The sequence below is a fragment of the Azospirillum sp. B510 genome, from assembly GCF_000010725.1.
In the GTDB taxonomy this organism is placed as follows: Bacteria; Pseudomonadota; Alphaproteobacteria; order Azospirillales; family Azospirillaceae; genus Azospirillum; species Azospirillum lipoferum_B.
Window position 1 is genome coordinate 1 of sequence record NC_013855.1, and the last position, 17,513, is coordinate 17,513.

Annotated in this window: 10 protein-coding genes; 7 read left to right on the forward strand and 3 right to left on the reverse strand. The window is 65.9% G+C overall.

From position 1 onward, the window contains the following. Positions 1–239 precede the first annotated feature (239 nt). Complete coding sequence (locus AZL_RS15455) at positions 240–1,064, reverse strand: MarR family transcriptional regulator (RefSeq protein ID WP_012975435.1); 825 nt, start codon at positions 1,062–1,064, stop codon at positions 240–242. 1,062 nt (positions 1,065–2,126) lie between these two features. Here AZL_RS15455 and AZL_RS15460 point away from each other — a divergent pair. The 5 genes from AZL_RS15460 (at position 2,127) to AZL_RS15480 (ending at position 7,289) form a co-directional block, all read left to right on the forward strand. Next, complete coding sequence (locus tag AZL_RS15460; protein ID WP_042444009.1) at positions 2,127–3,074, forward strand: replication initiator protein A; 948 nt, start codon at positions 2,127–2,129, stop codon at positions 3,072–3,074. A 104-nt stretch (positions 3,075–3,178) separates the two neighbouring features. Beyond that, positions 3,179–4,201 (forward strand): AAA family ATPase, encoded by a 1,023-nt coding sequence (locus AZL_RS15465; protein WP_012975437.1) that lies wholly within the window; start codon positions 3,179–3,181, stop codon positions 4,199–4,201. Continuing rightward, the gene (locus AZL_RS15470) at positions 4,191–5,045 is read left to right on the forward strand and encodes a ParB/RepB/Spo0J family partition protein (RefSeq protein ID WP_012975438.1); all 855 of its coding nucleotides are present in this window, start codon (positions 4,191–4,193) and stop codon (positions 5,043–5,045) included. Before AZL_RS15465 ends, AZL_RS15470 begins: the two co-directional genes overlap by 11 nt. Positions 5,046–5,216: 171 nt before the next feature. Then, positions 5,217–6,761 carry an ABC transporter substrate-binding protein gene (locus tag AZL_RS15475; protein ID WP_012975439.1) on the forward strand — a complete coding sequence of 515 codons (1,545 nt, stop codon included), beginning with the start codon at positions 5,217–5,219 and terminating at the stop codon, positions 6,759–6,761. 48 nt (positions 6,762–6,809) lie between these two features. After that, on the forward strand, positions 6,810–7,289 hold the full coding sequence (locus AZL_RS15480) for a hypothetical protein (RefSeq protein ID WP_012975440.1): 480 nt from the start codon (positions 6,810–6,812) through the stop codon (positions 7,287–7,289). Positions 7,290–7,348: 59 nt separating this feature from the next. Here AZL_RS15480 and AZL_RS15485 read toward each other — a convergent pair whose 3' ends face one another. Both AZL_RS15485 and AZL_RS15490 read right to left on the reverse strand, forming a co-directional pair. Next, positions 7,349–7,822 (reverse strand): hypothetical protein, encoded by a 474-nt coding sequence (locus AZL_RS15485; RefSeq protein ID WP_193760106.1) that lies wholly within the window; start codon positions 7,820–7,822, stop codon positions 7,349–7,351. A gap of 168 nt (positions 7,823–7,990) precedes the next feature. Next, positions 7,991–9,925, reverse strand: coding sequence for a hybrid sensor histidine kinase/response regulator (locus tag AZL_RS15490; protein ID WP_042444427.1), 1,935 nt, complete (start codon positions 9,923–9,925; stop codon positions 7,991–7,993). Positions 9,926–10,170: 245 nt separating this feature from the next. On the opposite strand from AZL_RS15490, the gene AZL_RS15495 reads away from it, so the two are divergent. Both AZL_RS15495 and AZL_RS15500 read left to right on the forward strand, forming a co-directional pair. Continuing rightward, positions 10,171–13,308 (forward strand): response regulator, encoded by a 3,138-nt coding sequence (locus AZL_RS15495; protein WP_042444011.1) that lies wholly within the window; start codon positions 10,171–10,173, stop codon positions 13,306–13,308. A 56-nt stretch (positions 13,309–13,364) separates the two neighbouring features. After that, on the forward strand, positions 13,365–17,510 hold the full coding sequence (locus AZL_RS15500; RefSeq protein WP_012975444.1) for a hypothetical protein: 4,146 nt from the start codon (positions 13,365–13,367) through the stop codon (positions 17,508–17,510). Positions 17,511–17,513: the final 3 nt, after the last annotated feature.

Sequence of the window (17,513 nt, forward strand, 5' to 3'; positions counted from 1 at the left end):
CGAAGGCCGCCATCCAGCGGTCCGCCGGCCAATCGGCCATCGCCCGCACGTCGGCCTCCAGCAGGTCGGCGTCTGGCAGCTCGAGCGCGAAGCGGTCCGCCAGCTTCTCCAGCCCGATCAGGACATTCTCGATGCCGATCGGCGGGGTCAGCGCGCCGATGGCCTGCTCCACCCGGTCGGCCAGCACACCGATCTCGTCCAGCGTCAGATCCTGCGTCTCGAACCGCAGGTCGGCGACCTCAAGCCTGGCCAGCGAGGCGAAGGCGCAGGGCAGCGAGGGTTTCGCGGTTGCGGCCGGCGGCATCGGACGCGGAGCCGGCCCGCAAGGGGCTGGGCAAGGGGCTGGCGCGGCGGTCATGGCGGAACTCCCGGCGGAACTGGGAAACTGGGGGTTGGGCAAGGGGTTGGGCAGAGGAGGGGACGGTTTGCTGGGCGGAAATGACGGGCGGCTCGTTGGCGGTGACCAGTTCCCGGACGATCCAGCGCCGCCATGCGGCTCCCGGATCCGGCGGGCGATAGCCGTTGCGGCGATGGGCCTTGCGGCACCAGGACACGAACTTCGCGGTCACCCGTCCGGCATCGACCTCGGGACGTTCCGCCGCTGCCCATGCCAGATCCTCGGCGTCCGGCTGCCAGTCGGCCGGTAATGCCTCGCCCTGCCCAACCCCTACCCCACCCGAAAAGGAGGAGGAGGATTCAGGATTCCCAGAATCCAAGGAAAAGCCGGCCGGGGAACCGTTGCTGTCAGCCGGCTGACAGGAGATGCCGGCCGTGACACCCTCCATTCCAGCCAGCTGATAGGCGAAACCGCGCAGGCCCCGCCGGGGTTTGGCGCAGACCAGTGCGACGGCCGACTCCTGCGGGGCCTTTTCTTGCAGTCCCTTCAGCACGGCGTTGAACCAGGCGCGGCTTTGCCCCAGCTCTTCGGCCAGCTCGCCTTGCGTCGCGGTGCAGACACCGTCGCGGTCGGCATGGGCGTAGAGCGCGGACAACACCGCGATGTCGGCTGCCTGGATGCCGGGCACGGCAATCCAGCGCCTGTACATGTCGATGTATGGCTTCATTGCGATACCCGTCTGTCGGTCGATCCGTGGACGGGCGGAGACAAGGAAAGAGCGTCAACGGACTCGACGTGAATCCGCTTGGCTTTGCGGGCCTGCCCTGCCATCATGGAGTCGCCAAACCGCCAGATGTGGGGTGCCCGGGATCCCTCGGTCTCCTCCGTCCGACACGAAGGGCCCGGAGCAATCCGGGCCTTTTGTGTTTGCGGAGGTCGCTCCTCCGTTACGTCATGGTGCTCTCCTTCAAGATGCACAAACCCGTGGCGCCGGCCAGATTCTGGCATGGACGCACGATGATGGCGTGAGGGCGGTTTTCGCCCGTTTTTTGAAATGTGTACGTGTCGTTGCGCCTCTGTCCACGGTCTTGGAAAAATGTGGCGGCATCGGCATTTCGCGGACACTCAGTCGGATTCTCCGGGAGGAATCAAACACTTGAGGTGGAAGCCCCATGGTTGGCCGGCTACGAATGTCGCCGTTGTGCCGAAAGATTCGGCTCTGAACGTCGTCGTTGTGCCGAAAGATTCTTGGCTTTCAGTGGCATGTGCCTGGCTGATCGCCCCGTCGAACGTCGCCGTTCTGCCGAATGAGGAAGGGAAAGCCGTCCTCCCCCTCTCCTCCTCCGCAGGGAATCGGTGGAGAATCGGGTGGGAATCGGCCCGCTGGCGGGGCGCCCGAACGTCGCCGTTCTGCCAGTCGATGGCCGCCCGGGGGAGCTTTCCGCCCCATCTGGTGCCGGTTCTGCGGTAATAATTCAATAAAAGCAAAGGGTTGGATTGATCTTCTCCGGAGCGGCGCTCCGCTGGCGCGGCAGAACGCAGACGTTGGCGCTTTCGGCGACGGCGCTGGTCTGCCCGCCACCGTCCAACCGCTCTCCCGCCGCCCATCGCCGCCGCCGTGCGGAAAAACTGGCAGAACGGCGACATCCGCGCCGTCAATTCGGACCGTCCATGGGAATCTTTCGGCAGAACGGCGACGTTTGGACCGGCGCTGTGGAACGGGAAGGCGGGCTTGTGGATTATGGGATCAAATCACTTGAAGCCGCACGGGACCCGCGGGAGAGATCGCATGACCCAGGCCACCAACGCCGAGCTGCTCGACCGGCCGCTGCAATTGGCTCTGCGGCTCGATTCCCCGCTGACCGGCGATGTGCAGAACGACCGGCACATGATGGTTTACAGCCTGTTCGGCCTGTCGAAGGACAAGGCGGAATCGCTGCCGACCTATGACGACGGCAAGGTACGGATCGAGGTGCGGGCGCCGAAGAATGTCGGCGTCGCGACGATCTGGGACAAGGCGGTGCTGCTCTACGCCATCTCGCTGCTGCGCGAGAAGATGGACTCCGGCAAGGGCCCGTCCAAGCTGGGCGAACTGCACTTCACCACCAGCGATCTCCAGCGCATCGTCGGCAAAACCGCCGGCGGCAGCGCCTATGACAAGATCGAAGGGGCGCTGGAGCGGTTGCAGGGCACCCAGATCAAGACCAACCTGGAAACCGGCGGGGAGGGCGAAAGCGGCGCCTTCTCCTGGATTTCCGACTACAAGCTGCTCTACCAGCGCAAGAAGGACGGCGAGCGCGCGGTGCGCGGGCTGAAGCTGACACTGTCGGGCTGGGTCACCCGTGCGGCGTTGGGCCACAATCTGCTGAGCTATGACGACCAGTATTTCGCGCTGAAGCCGGTGGAAAAGCGCCTGTACGAGATCGCGCGCGCCCATCTCGCCCGTGGCCATGCCTTCTGGATGGCGCTGGAGCCGCTGCGCAAGCGCGTCGGCTCCGACAACGACCTGCGCAAGTTCAAGAACGCCCTCGGTCCCGTCCTGACCGCCGACCGCATTCCCGGCTATGGCGTGCGTATCGTCGAGACGGCGGAGTACAAGGAGACGATGAAGGCCCGTGGCGCCGTTCTCGGCCGCGTGCTGAACGCCGATCTGCCGGTGCTGTTCTGGAAGAAGGATCAGGGCCAGCCGGAAAACTGGATCGATGTTCCGAAGGTGGAATACGACGAAACCGTCTGACCTCCAGACCATGCGGCCATCCCCGTTCGGTAGACACCCGTTGCCTGAGTCGCGACGACTTGCTAGGGTCTCTGCCAACCGGTAGCCGGGGCAGGAGGACGGGCGTGACAGGGGAACAGTTGAAGGCGTTGCGGGAACGGCGCGGCCTGACCCAGACGCAGATGGCGGCGTTCGTCAATGAACTGACCGGGCGCAAATACGACAAGCAGCGGCTCAGCAAGTGGGAGACCGGCAAGGAAGCCCTGCCCCGCGACGTGCTGGGCCGGCTGCTGCTGCTGGATCTGGAACGGCCGGAAAGCCCCCTGCCCCGCCGCGGCACCACGGTGGCTGTCGGTCTGCAAAAGGGCGGCACCGCCAAGACCGCGACCTCGATCAACCTCGCCTTCATCCTGGCGCGAGCCGGCAACCGCGTCCTGCTGGTCGATGCCGATCCCCAGGGCAACGCGACCGTCCATGTCGGCGTGCCGCAGACCGACATCGTCGCCCTGACCGAGGCCGGCAAGGTTCTCTATCATGCGCTGATGGGCAAGACCCCGCTCGACGCGGTGATCCGCCCCACCAGCGTCGAGGGGCTGGACATCGTTCCGTCCAGCATCGCGCTGGCCAGCGCCGACACCGAGCTGCCGGGAAATCTCACCAACGCCCAGACGGCGCTGGCCGAGATGCTGGATGGCGTGCGGGAGCGCTATGACGTGATCGTCATCGATTGCGCCCCCAATCTGGGCGCGGTGACGATCAACGCGCTGACCGCCGCCGATTACGTGCTGGTGCCCTGCCAGGCCGAGCCGCACGCCATCCTCGGGGTCAGCGCCTTTCTCGACACCGTGGCCAAGATCCAGCGGCGGCTGAACCCGCGGCTGGAGGTGCTGGGCATCCTGCCGACCATGGTCAACCCGCGCCAGACCCAGGACCGTTCATCGCTCGACGACATCCAGCGGCTGTGGGGCGACAGCCGCCGCGTGTTCCCGCCGGTGCCGCGCGCCACCATCTATGCCCAGGCGGCGGGCGCCAACGTCATCACGCTGGATGCCGACATCGGCGCGCCGGGGGTGGAAAGCTATGCTGCCATCGCGTCGGCGCTGCTGACCGCCATGGGCCGCTTGCAGGAGACCGTTGATGCCGCCTAAGAAGCTGATCCGGCAGACCGCCGCCACCGTGCTCCAGGCCAAGGAGGCCGGCTTCGCCGCCGAGACCGACCGCATGTTCGGGTTGAGCGGCGTGCTGCCCCGGCTGATCGAGGTCGATCTGGATGCCGTCGAGACCAACCCCGGCCAGCCGCGCACGGTGTTCGACGACGATTCCCTGCGCTCGCTGGCGGACTCCATCGCCCGTCATGGGTTGCAGCAACCCGTTCTGGTGCAGGAGGCGGCGGAGAAGGGGCGTTACCGGCTGGTGGCCGGCGAGCGGCGTCTGCGCGCCCACCGGCTGCTCGGCCGCGGCACCATCGCCGCGATCATCACCAAGGGCCGTCCCGAAGAGATCGCGCTGATCGAGAATGTCCAGCGCGTCGATCTCGACGCCATCGACCTCGCCCGCGGGCTGTCCCAGCTGATCGAGGCGCATGGCTACACCCAGGCGGAGGTGGCGGCGGCGGTCGGCTGTTCGGAGGCCGAGGTGTCGAAGCGCCTGAAGGTGCTGCGCCTGCCCGACGACATCCTGGCCGACTATCGCGCCAATCCCGACGCGGTATCCCGCTCCGCCCTGGTCGAGCTGGCCTTCGTCGAGGACGAGGCGGAGCTGCGCCGCCTGTGGCGGACGGCGCGCACCGGCGGGCTGACCGTCGGCGCCATCCGGGCCGCCCGTCCGGCGGCCTCCAGCTCGGCGGAGCCGCTGCGGGTGCTGGGCAAGGCGATCAACCGCATGGACAAGGATCTGGCCGCCATCGACACCGTCGCCCAGGCCTTGCAGCGCGAACACCGTGAACGGCTGCAAGCGTTGCGCGACCGCATCGACGCCCTGCTGAATGGTTGACCGGACCGGATGCGGCTTTCGAAGACGGAAGCCCGCGTCGGTTGCTTTTCTGAACACAAGCATCCTTTGGTTGCTTTCGATCGCGAAAGTCTCTGGCGGTTGGCCAGGATGACCGCCCGCCCTGCCCCATGGTAAGGATCATCGCTGGGATCATCGAGTTGCGGGTCAGCGATGCCGGCGGTGCGGAGACGACATTTCCTTGGCCTGCTCGGCGGGGCGGCCGGTCTGGCCGGCGCGTTGCCGGGGGTGGGAATGGCGGCCTCCGGCACCCTGCGGATCGGATTGAAATCACTGCCCGGCAGGCTCGATCCGCTGAGCGTCAATGATCTGGTCGCCCGTCAGATCCTCGGCTCGATGTATGAAAGCCTGACGACCGTCGATCCCAGGGGCCGGATCCTGCCCGGCCTCGCCACGGCTTGGGAGGCGTCGGAGGACGCCCGGCGCTGGCGGCTGAGCATCCGCGACGGTGTCAGCTTCCACACCGGCCGGCCGCTGACCGCCCTGGATGTGAAGCGCAGCTTCGAGGCGGCGCTGGCCGGCGACGGCGCCAATTTCGCGGTGCTGGCGCTGTCCAAGGTCCGGGGCTTCCGCGAGCTGCGGGCGAAGGCGAGCGATGGGCTGTCCGGCATCACCGTGCTGGACGGGCGAACCCTGGAGGTGGTCTGTGACGAGCCCTGTGCGGTTTTTCCCTTCGCCCGTCTGAACATCGTCGATGTCGAGGCGGTCGGGCAGGCCGGTCCCGACTGGTTCCGTGTTCTGTCGGCGGGCACCGGTCCCTACCGGCTGTCGCAGTCGAGTGACGGCATGCGTCTCGATGTGGAGGCCAATCCCGGCTGGCGTGGCGGGGCGGTGCCGTTCGATCAGGTGTCCTTCCTCGCCACCGGCATCGGCAACGACGGCATCACCCTGTTCAATGACAGTCAGATCGACTTCACCTTCGTCGATACCGACGCGTTGCGCGGGGTGATGGACGATCCCGGCTTCAAACGGTCGCTGTCGAGCGTGCCGCGCATGCAGATGCGGGTCGTGGCCCTCGATCCCCGGCGGGTTAAGGCTTTCGGCGATTTGCGGGTGCGACGGGCGATGTCGCTGCTGATCGACCGTGCGGCGATGGCCGAACGCTTCTTTCGCGGGGTGGCGGCCATTCACGACGGCATCGTTCCGCCGGCTCTGCTGGCGAACGAACGGCTGGAGCCGCTCGCCTATGATCCGATGCGGGCGAGGCGCCTGCTGGCGGAGGCCGGCTATCCCGACGGACGTGGCATCGATCCCTTTCAGGTCGCGGTCGTTCCGGAATACCGGCGTGAGTTCGTCTATTACGTCTCGCAGTGGAACAATGCCGGCATCCCGGCAAGGCTGGTGGTCGCCCCGCGCCAGGACTTCATCGCCCGCTCCCGCCGGCGGGACTATGACGCCTTTCTGTTCGGCTGGACGGCCACCTATCCCGATCCGATGAATTTCCTCGACGAGCTTTTCAGCAGCCGCAGCCGGTTCAACCCCGTCGGCTGGTCCAATCCCCGGTTCGACACCCTGATCGAACAGGCGATGGCCATCGCCGATCCCGCGAGCCGGGCCGTGGTCTACAAGGAGGCGGAAGCCCTGGTGATGCGTGACCTGCCGGTGATCCCCCTGGTGGTGCCCGACTATGTGGCCCTGCGCGGCAATGTGCTGAGCGACAGTTTCATCACGCCGTTCGGCGGCCTCAACTTCGGCTGAGCCGGAGCGGGCAGGGCGCCGACTTCCAGGGATCGCAAGGAGACAGGGATGAGCGAAACCATCGGTTTGATCTTTTCCGCGATGCTGCTGCTGCTCGTCGCATCCGGCGGTCTGGCCCTGTTTCTCTACACCAAGCTCCGCGTGTCGGCAGCCAGGCAAAGTCGGATCGAACCGCACGGCGACGCCGCGCATGTTCCCCTGGTCGCCGCCTTCTCCGGATGGAAAGGGGTTCCCTGGATCGGCTGGTCGTCGAGCACCCTGAAGCCGACCCTGGTGCTGCACCCGGATCACATCGAATGCCGTGTCGTCCGGACCCGCAGGGAGCCTTACACGGCCGTGTCCAGGGTCGATTACCGGGAAAGCATCGGAACGAACAACATTGTTCTGGAATTCTCCGGTTCCCTGTCGAGTTTTGTCGGCAACACCGCCAGCAGGGATCTCGCCCGGGACGGCATCCTCCGGCTTGCCCGACAGGGCTGCCCTCTCTCACCCCGAGCCGAAGCTCTGCTCAACGGCCGATCCCGCTGAGGTGGAGCTGGAAAGGGCACCGCCGATCCTTCGGGCTCCGCGACGGTCGCGGCCTGCGGTCACTGTGCAAAGCCATTGGTCCGCGGCCGGGCTTCGCGCAGACAGTCCGCCGGCTTCGCCTCGCGCAGGCAATCGGCTTGCGCGGCTTCCCGCAGGCAATCGGCGCCGGCGAACAGGCGGGCACCGTCGGCGCGGGCCGCCGTCATCCGTTCGGCCGGAACGGAAACGCCGCTGTGATGGAGATACCGGCCATAGACCGCCTCGCAGAAGCGGAAATAGGCGCGGGTGTCGGCGACGATGAATTCATGCCACAGGTCGTCGCAGGCGGCGGATTGCGGAACGATGTCGCGTTCTGGATGTTCGGCGCAGGCCAGCAGGAAGGCTTTCAATTGGGTCAGCGCCCGTTCGGAGCTGCTGCGGGGCATTCCCGCGGCGACCGCGCGCTCGACGACATAGCCGAAGTCGAAACCGGCGACGATCTCCTGAACTCGGCTGGGGGCATGGGTGGCTTCGGTCATGGTGGCGCGGCGCATGGGATCCTCCGAAATTGCTTTTCCGCCCAAGGATGGCGATGCGGCACCGCCATCGGGCATCCCCCCAGTCTGTGCACAGCATAACTCGATATGAGAGATCATTTTTGGTCGTAAGCCCAAGGGACAGGGCCAGCGGTCTCAACGGATCGGTCTTAGCCGATATGGCTCCTATGCGGAGGGGTGAGGGGCGTCTGGAATCGGTGCCGGCCGGGTCGCCGTCATCTGCTCCACCAGCACCGACAGGCGGTCCGGCATGATCGGCTTGGCGGCCACGATGACGCCCATCTCCGCCGCGCGGGCGGTCACAGCGCCGTCGAGCCGTCCGGAGATCAGCACCGCCGGGATGCGCAGCCCCAGCCGCCGCCAGACCATGTCGATGAAATCCAGGCCATTCTTAGTGGCGGACAGGTGATAATCGGCGATCATCGCGTCGGGCCGGACGGTACCGTCCTCCACCGCACGCAGTCCCTGGGCCTGGGTGGCGGCGCCGACGACGCGATGGCCGGCCGCGGTCAGGAACATCGAGATCGCGGACAGGACGAACTGGTCGTCATCGATCACCAGGATCGTGATCTCGCCGCCCTTCGCCGGCGCATCCGCCACCGTCGCCAGGGCGGAGCCGGTGGGAGAGACCGTGACCGGCGCCATTGGTGCCATCTGTGCCGTCTTTGCCATCGGCGCCTCTTCCCGGTCCGGTTCATCCGGCTCCATCGCCGCCAGCGGCACGGTGACCGAGAAGACCGAGCCCTTCCCCGGCGTGGAGCGGACCTTCACCGGATGATCCAGCACGCCGGCCAGCCGCTGGACGATCGACAGGCCGAGCCCGATGCCGTTGTCGCGGTTGCGCTCCGGGTTGCCGATCTGATGGAACTCCTCCCAGATGGCGTCGAGCCGGTCCTCGGGAATGCCGATGCCGGTATCGCGCACCTCGACGATCAGGCTGTCGCCGGACTCCAGGCAGGCGACCTGCACCATGCCGGACGGCGTGTAGCGGATCGCGTTGTCGATCAGGTTGCCCAACAGCCGCAGCAGCAGAACCCGGTCGGTCAGCACCGGGGCGCGGTGCGGCGGCACGGTGAAGGTCAGCCCCTTGTCGCGGGCGACCGGGCCATATTGCGAGTCCAGCGCCTCGAACAGATCGGCGATCTCATGCACCGCCTTGTTGACGCTGACGCCGCCGGCATCCAGCCGCGAGACCTCCAGCAGCTCGTCCAACAGCTGCTTCAGGGTCATCACCACCTGTTCGATCTTGCGGGCGGACTCCGCCACCTTGGGCGTGGGGGCGGTGGCGCGCAGCATGGCGGTCAGCATCAGCAGCGACTGGGCCGGCTGGCGCAGGTCGTGGCTGGCGGCGGCCATGAACTTGGCCTTCGACGCCACCGCCTGTTCCGCCCGCTCCTTGGCGGCGCCGAGGTCGATGGCGTTCTGGCGGAAGGTGTCGAGCGCCTTGGCCATGCGGCCGATCTCATCTTCGCGGTGGCGCACCGGCACGCTCACCGTCACGTCACCGGCGGCCAGGTCGGCCATGGCGCGGGTCATGGCGGCGATCGGGCGCGTCATGCCGCGCGTCGCCCAGATGACGCCCAGCACCACCAGCAGAAGCGTGGCGGCGCCGGTCCCGCCCAGCGTCAGCACATGGCGGCGGATGGCGGCATCGGTCGGCGCGGTGTCCAGCCTGACCAGCAGGGTGCCGATGTGGCGGATGGCGCCGGTGCGGTCCTGGTGGGACAGCGGCACGGCGGCGGCCGTGGCCGTATCGGCTGCGCTTCCGCCTTCGTCGCTGGCGGCGCCCGGCTTGCGGTAGGAGGCGAAAGGCTCGCCATGGGTGTCCAGGATCACCGCCTCGGCAAAACCATCGATCGACCGCAACGGACTGAGCGCCGCCACCGCCTCTTCCGGGTCGAGATCCCACAGCGCGTTCGTCACATCGTCCAGCACGATGCGGGTCGCCATCTCCGACCGGATGGCCAGCTCCGCCCGCGTGTTGCGCACATCGGCCTGGATCAGCACGACCATCGGCACGGCCACCAGCACCGACACCAGCACCGCCGCCGATGCCGTCGTCCGCGCGACGAGGCTCCGTGAGAAGATCTTGAAGAACATGCCGAAGCCCAAGAAAATACGGCGAATACGAACAACTCGCGGCGTCATCCTAGCCGAATCGCGCGGTAAACTCGACAGCCGCATCATGTCGGCGGCCCCGCGACGAACAGCCGAAGCTGTACGAAAAAGGGGATATGTCTGTTCCGTATCGTTTCTTCTTCTTGTTTAATTGCCTGTGCGAATGTTCGCATCGGGTTTCGGGGCCCGGATCGGGGCCCGGATCGCCGCTTGGGTGGGGGGCCGCCATGGGACCGGACATCGTCATCGCCCTGACGCACGGCATCGGCCTGCTGGCGCTGGTCCTGCTCGCCTACCGTTCGGTGCTGCGGCGGTTTGGCCTTCGGCGGAAGCTCTTTTCGCCGCTTGCCGGCCTGCTGTTCGGCGTGGCGGCGGCCGTTTCGATGCTGGATGCCCATCCGGTCGCGGGCGGGGTCCTGGTCGACCTGCGCAATGTGATGATCGGACTAGCCGGCCTGTTCGGCGGCTGGCCGGCGGTCCTGCTGTCGGCGGCGGTGGCCGGTGCGGTGCGGCTGTGGCTGGGGGGCGTGGGGGCGATCACCGGCCTTGCCGGCCTTGCGCTGACGGCGGTGGCGGCGCCGCTGCTCGCCGGCGCGATGGAGCGGCGCGCCGTCCGCCGCAAGGGTGGGGCGGGGGTGGGCAAGGGGGCGGGCAAGGCCGCCTTCGGCTTCGGGCGACTGGCGGTGTTCGGGCTGGCGCTCACCCCGTTGACCTTGGCCGCCTTCCTGCTGCTGCCCGATTCGCGCCTCGCGCTGCGGGTGCTGGAGGAGGCGGCGCTGCCATTGATCGCCTTCACCAGCCTGGGCATCGGCCTGCTCGGCACCATGCTGGCGCGGGAGCATCGCCGCTTCGCCGACGAGGCCGCCCTGGCGGAGAGTGCCGCCCTGTTCCGCGCCGTGTTCGACAGCTCCGTCGACAGCCTGCTGGTCGTCCGCGTCGGTGCCGACGGCGCCTTCACCCTGCGATACGCCAATACCGCCGCTGTTCACGAGCTGGGCGCGCTGGCGGCGGGCGGGCGGCCGCAACCGGTGGAGGGCCAGCCGTTGGACGCGCTGCTGCCGCCGGACCTCGTCGCCAGGGTGACGGCCGATCTTCACGCCTGCATCGCCGCCGGCGCTCCCACCCGCTTCGAGGAGCAGCATAGCCAGGGCGGCGTCACCCGCTGGTGGGAGGTGTCGCAGGTGCCGATCCGCGACGAGAGCGGGGCCATCGTCATGCTGTCGGTCGGCGCCCGCGACATCACCCGGCGCCACGAGGCGGAACGGGCGATCCGCGTCAGCGAGGCGCGCTACCGCCAGCTCGCCCGCGGCGTCACCGACATCATCGGCCGCATCGGGCTGGACGGGGTGCGGCGCTTCTGTTCGGAGTCGACGCGGGACCGGCTGGGCAGCCCGCCGGCGGAGCTGGTCGGCCGGCCGCTGGTGGAGCGGATGCACCCCGACGACCGCGACGCGGCGGCGGCCGGTCTGTCACGGCTGACGCCGGAGCGGCCGACCCTGAAGACGACCTACCGGCTGCGCCATGCCGACGGCCGCTGGCTGTGGTTCGAGGCGGCGGTGCGGCTGGTCACCGATGATTGGGGGGCGCCGCAGGAGTATGTCAGCGTCGAGCGCGACATCACCTCCCGCAAGATCATGGAGGCCGAGTTGCAGGACGCCCGCCAGGCGGCGGAGGCGGCCAGCCGCGGCAAGACCGAATTCCTGGCGAGCCTGAGCCACGAGCTGCGCACGCCGATGAACGCCGTGATCGGCTTCGCCGACCTGATCGCGCGCGAGGCGGAGGGGCCGGTGGGCAATGCCCAGTACCGCGACTTCGCCATCAACATCCGCGACAGCGGCCAGCATCTGCTGGAGCTGATCAACGAGATCCTCGACCAGGTCCGGGCCGAGGCCGGGCAGCTTGTTCTCGACGACGAGCCGGTCGATCTCGACGCCGCCGCCACCTTCGCCATCCGCCTGCTGACCCCGCGGGCGGCCCGCGCCGGCATCGCCATCGCCGCGAAGGTGGAGCCCGCCGCCCGCCACATGCGGGGCGACGAGCGGCGGATCCGCCAGATCCTGCTGAACCTGCTGTCCAACGCGGTGAAATACACCCCGGCCGGCGGCTCGGTGTCGCTGACCACCGGGCCGGCGCCGGATGGCGGGCTGCTGCTGGAGGTGCGCGACACCGGCGTCGGCATTCCCGAGCCGGAGTTGGAGCGCGTCCCGCCGGCCTACACCCGCGTCGACGGTCCGGACGGCCGCCGGGCCGAGAGCCGCCGGATCGAGGGAAGCGGGCTGGGCCTGCCGCTGACCCGCCGGCTGGTGGAGCTGCATGGCGGCACGCTGACCCTGGCCAGCCGGGTGGGGCGGGGAACCACCGTCACCGTCCATTTCCCGCCCGGCCGGCTGGCCGGCGAAGGCGGCCGTCCGGTCGGGCCGCCGGCCGATCGTCCGAGCCTGTCGATCCTGATGGTGGAGGATGACCACAACATCCGCGAAAACGGCTGCGCCCTGCTGCGTGGCTGGGGCCATCGGGTGATCGGCGCCGCCGGCGCCGGCGAGGCGCTGGTGGTGCTGCGCGGGCCCGAGCCGCTCGACCTGCTGTTCAGCGACATCGTGATGCCGCCGGGGATGAATGGCGCCGAACTGGCGCGCGAGGCCCGCCGGCTGCGCCCCGGCCTGCCGGTACTGCTGGCCTCGGGCTTCGCCACCCATGCGGTGGTGGCCGACGACGTGGCGATGGGGGGCTACGACCTGATCGCCAAGCCCTATGACCCGGCGGAACTGCGCGAGCGTCTGGACCGGTTGCGCCCGCTGGCGTCGGAGGCGCCGCCGTCCTCCCTGGACTCCCGTCCGGCGCCGGCCGTTGAAACGCCTTCCCCGCCGCCGCCCCGGCCGTCGCCGCCGTCCATCGCCATCCCCGCTCCGCCTCCGGTTTCCGCGACGGAGCGGTTGCGCATCCTGGTGGTGGAGGATGTGGAGATGAACCGCCTGCTGGCCGTCACGCTGCTGAAGCAGGCGGGGCACGGCGTCGCGGCGGTGGAGGATGGCGCCCAGGCGGTGGCGGCGGTGGCCCAGGCGGCGACGGAGGGGAGCGGGCGCGAGGCTTTCGACGCCATCCTGATGGACATCAACATGCCGGTGATGGATGGCCTGGAGGCGACGCGCGCCATCCGCGCCATGCCCGGCGTGGCGGGCCGCGTCGCCATCATCGCGCTGACCGCCAACACGTCGCCCGGCGACATCGCCCGCTGCCACGAGGCCGGCATGGATGCCCATGTGCCCAAGCCGATCGACCGCGCCTTGCTGCTGGGCGAGATCGCCCGCTGCGTCGCGTCGCGCCGCGCGGTGGCGGCGCTGGGGGGAGTACCGGAGGGAGCGTAGGGGTTGAGTCATGACCGGTCCCATGATTTCAATAGGCGGCATGGGAAATTGGGGGAATGACCGTGGCGATAGTGAATCTCGACCGTGAGTTCATCGAGATTGGCGACGATAAGACGCTTGGTGACCGGTCGCTTCCCTTTCGCTCGCGCCTGGCCGGGCGGGGAACCGGCTGGGCGCAAGTCCTGGCGCACCCGCGTGTCGTCCTGCTTGGCGAGGCGGGCACCGGGAAGACCACGGAGTTCGAAGAACAGCGCAAGCGCTGCCGGCTGGGCGGTACGCCGGCTTTCTTCGCCCGCATCGAGAATTTGGCGGTTCACGGCCTGGAACTGGCGTTGGAACCTGTTTCCGATTGGGATGAGGTCCAGACATGGAATCTCGGGGAAAAGCGGGCGGTGTTCCTGCTCGATTCCGTGGATGAGGCCCGCCTTAAAGGACAGGAGTTCCGGCTTGCGCTGCGTCGGCTGGCAAAGGATCTCGGCGAGGCTCGGAACCGGGTGACAGTGCTGATCTCCTGCCGTGTCAGCGACTGGCAGGCCCATGCCGATCGGAAAACGGTCGAGGACTGCCTGCCATGGGTACAGGCGACCGCCGCAGACGGCGATAGCGCGAAACAGCCGGCGGTGCGCGTGTTCTCCTTCGCGCCGTTGAACGATCCGCAGGTCCGACACCTGTGCGGGGAGGGGCATGGCCTGTCCACCGAGGACACCCGGAAATTCCTCGACGCTGTGCTGGCCGCCCAGGCCGAGGATTTTCTCGACCGCCCGCGCGATGTGGAGTGGATGATCGGGCATTGGCGGGACAAGGGCGGGATCGGCAGGCTGACCGAGATCATCGAAACCAACATCCGCAGGAAGCTGTCGGAGCCGCGCCATCGGGAACGCCCGCGGCATGCCGATGTGTCGGACGACCGGTTGATGATGGGCGCGCGGTCCTTGGCGGCGGCGGTGACCGTCATGCGCAAGCCGGCCCTGCGTCTTCCTGATCATGGCTCGATTCAGGGCGTGGCGGCCGACGCGTTCGATCCCGCCGCGATCCTGCCGGACTGGACCGAGGCGGAACGGCAGGAATTGCTGTCACGCGCGCTGTTCGACGAGGCGACCTATGGCCGGGTGCGGTTCCATCATCGCTCCGTCACCGAGTATCTGGCCGCCCGATGGGTGTCGGACCGTCTGGATCGTGGCTGTTCGCCGCCGGAGATCGACGGGATCCTGTTTCCGACGATCTATGGCCGCCGCGTCGTCGCGCCGTCGCTGGCCGCCGTCGCCGGCTGGCTGGCGGGATGGAACGACCATATCCGGTCGTCAGTCCTGTCCGTCGCTCCGGCGATTCTGATCGAACATGGCGACCCGCGCGCCTTGCCGCTGGACATCCGCGCCGACATCCTGCGCCGGGCGGTGCACCGGCTGTATGACGCCCCGCATGGCGAGGAGGGTGTTTCCTACGAGGCGCTGGAGCGTTTCGCGGCACCGGAGCTTGCGCCGGTTGTCAGGGAGCTTCATGACCGCTTTGTCGGCGATGCGCGGGTGCTCGCGCTGTTGTTGCGGCTGATCCATCACGGCCGGATGAGGGATTGCGCCGATCTGGCGCTGGCGGTGGTGCTGACGGGCGAGAGCCGCGAGTTGCGGAGCTATGGCCTGTTCGCGCTGGAGGAGGCGGGCGGTCCGGCGGAGCGGATAGCCCTCGCGGAGTGTTTGCTGGCCGACAAGGTGGCATGGGATGCGGAAGCGCGTGGTTGGGCGCTGTCGCTCTGCATTCAGGGCGCCATGACGCCCGCGCAATTTCTCGACGTTACAGGAAAACTGGATTTTCCGGATCCCCGTTCCTCGAAGATCCTGCCAGATATATTTGAAAAAATTTCCGCCTTTTTGATACCCGATGAATGGCTGCCCGAAGTTTTGGATGGCTTTCTGGATTTATGCAGAAGGAAACCCTTTGGAGCGATGCGGGACAGCCTGCGTACGGCTTTAAGCCGTCTGTTGGAGAGGATTCTGGATAATGATGAACATGTTGATTCCATCAAAAATAATATTGTTGAAGCAATCTGCTTTCTCGGAAATAGCGGTGATGGATTTCGTTATATCGACAATGAGCTGGAGATAATAGAGAATGTTATCTCGAAAAGGCCAATTATCAAGAAAGAATTGTTTAATAGATGGGTTGAGAGCGAGCGCCGGTTCGGTGGATCAAGAGAATTTATGAGATTGCAGAGGCTCGAATCTTGGCGGTGGCGTGATTCCCTGGATGAGAACGATCTGACATGGCTGCTTGATGATTTGCGGCCGGGTCCGAAGCCCGATGATCGGAGCTCTGTTCTTGAATGTGTGGTGATGCTCTGGAAACAATTTGGCCGCTCTGCTGATCTTCGTGCGCGCATTGAAGAGGCGGCAGGAGATTCTGAAGGCTTGATGGCCGAGCTGCTGCTTCTGACGCAGGAGCCCAGGTTATCTGCTGGTTCTTATTTGGGATTCATGAATCCCATTAAGAATTTTGATAATTCTGCCACAAAGTTTGAGAAACAGAAAGCTGAAATAGAAGAGGATTTTAACAATAATAAAGGAATACTGACGGAGAAATCTCTGATTACAATTTTGGATATGACTAAGAATAGAGGGATTTCTATCAATAACATTGGTAATTTTTTTGAGAATAGAATCGTGAATTCTGCTCATAATGGATTTATTTCCTATTGGCGTGACCAGGCGAGAAGTGGTGGTGAAGGCATAGAGGATCTGATGCTGGCCGGCATCGCTCTGGATATTGGAGATGGACAGAGTTCCGCTCCCTTTTCCGAGGCTGAGGTAAAGGCCGCGGCAGGACTGGCTTTCAGGCGAATGATGTTCTTTCCCTCCTGGGGTAAAAGGCTGATTGAGACGTATCCCGATATCGTCAGGACCGTTTTCCTTTCACATATTCACGATGAGTGGAGGGTCGAGGGAAATCATCAATCTATGGCTATAATCCGTCTTGACTATTCTCCTTCAGCCATTAAGGAGCTTGTAGCTCCTGGTATCTTTGAATTTTTGCGGCTTCAAATTCCTGTTCGCCTGGATTTTCTGAAGGCGGCTTTGCGCATTGTTCTGTCATCTGACGTCGTTCCAAAGAAAAGTCTCGTTAATCTTGCGATGGAACGGATAGGAAAAGTGAGCTCCGATGATGCCGGGTTTGTGATCTGGCTTACATTTCTGCTTCGTTTCGATGGCAAAAAAGCTGTGAATATTATGGAAGAAAAGTTGAAAACCCTTTCTAAAGAGGCCGCTAGTCATCTGGTGTCGGAGTTATGCAATAATTTACCAGCTCTGGGATACGAAAATTTCAATGATATCGCTGGATTGCCGCGCGACATACCATCTTTAAGAGAGCTCATCGCCATTATTTTTATGCATACCCGAAAATCCGAAATCTGTATTCACGATCACAAAGAATTTGATTCAAGTGCCAGGGAACGCACGGAGCGGGTGCGCGATTCAGCTCTTCATCGTCTTGCCGACATTCCGGGCAAAGAGGCCCATGACGCGCTGCTCGATCTCGCCGACCAACTGACGACGGTGGCGGACCCGTTTTGGTTCCGCCGTCTCGCCGCGAGGCGGGCGGCGGCCGACGGAGATCCCGTGCCATGGACGCCCGAGGCCGTCGTGGCGTTCGAGCGCGACCATGAGGGTACGCCCGCCTCGTCCGCCGACCTGCACCGCATCGTCATGGGGCGGCTGGAGTGGATCCGGCAGGATCTGGAAACGGGCGAGTTCAGTGTTCGCACGCTGTTTGACGACCGCACCGAAGAGACCGATGTTCAGCTTTGGCTGGCCGGGGCGCTGTGGGTCCGGGCCAACCGGCGCTATACGGTGCACCGGGAGGAGCAGGTCAATCGTGCGAAGCGGACCGACATCCGGCTTCACAATGTGAAGTGTAAAGGTCCGGTCTGCATTGAGATCAAGGTGGCGGATAAATGGACAGTTCCCGCTCTGGAGGTTGCGCTTGAAGATCAGCTTGTCGGCCAGTATTTGCACGCCCACGAAGCCCGCCACGGAATCCTCCTTCTTTTCCGTACCGGTAAGAAAAGGGAATGGCGGCCGAACGGGCGGGCGCCGATGACCTTCGGGCAACTGGTGGAACATCTGCGGGGCCGCGCCGCCGATCTGGTCCGGCGGCATCCGGGGGTGGAGCGGTTGGACGTGGTCGGCATGGACGCCGGCGATCCGTCCTGAGCC

Excerpts from the sequence above, each read along its gene's own strand:
- AZL_RS15455 (WP_012975435.1), bottom strand. The coding sequence starts at position 1,064 with ATGAAGCCATACATCGACATGTACAGGCGCTGGATTGCCGTGCCCGGC.
- AZL_RS15460 (WP_042444009.1), top strand. The coding sequence starts at position 2,127 with ATGACCCAGGCCACCAACGCCGAGCTGCTCGACCGGCCGCTGCAATTG.
- AZL_RS15470 (WP_012975438.1), top strand. The coding sequence starts at position 4,191 with ATGCCGCCTAAGAAGCTGATCCGGCAGACCGCCGCCACCGTGCTCCAG.
- AZL_RS15475 (WP_012975439.1), top strand. The coding sequence starts at position 5,217 with ATGCCGGCGGTGCGGAGACGACATTTCCTTGGCCTGCTCGGCGGGGCG.
- AZL_RS15480 (WP_012975440.1), top strand. The coding sequence starts at position 6,810 with ATGAGCGAAACCATCGGTTTGATCTTTTCCGCGATGCTGCTGCTGCTC.
- AZL_RS15485 (WP_193760106.1), bottom strand. The coding sequence starts at position 7,822 with ATGCGCCGCGCCACCATGACCGAAGCCACCCATGCCCCCAGCCGAGTT.
- AZL_RS15490 (WP_042444427.1), bottom strand. The coding sequence starts at position 9,925 with ATGTTCTTCAAGATCTTCTCACGGAGCCTCGTCGCGCGGACGACGGCA.
- AZL_RS15495 (WP_042444011.1), top strand. The coding sequence starts at position 10,171 with ATGGGACCGGACATCGTCATCGCCCTGACGCACGGCATCGGCCTGCTG.
- AZL_RS15500 (WP_012975444.1), top strand. The coding sequence starts at position 13,365 with ATGACCGTGGCGATAGTGAATCTCGACCGTGAGTTCATCGAGATTGGC.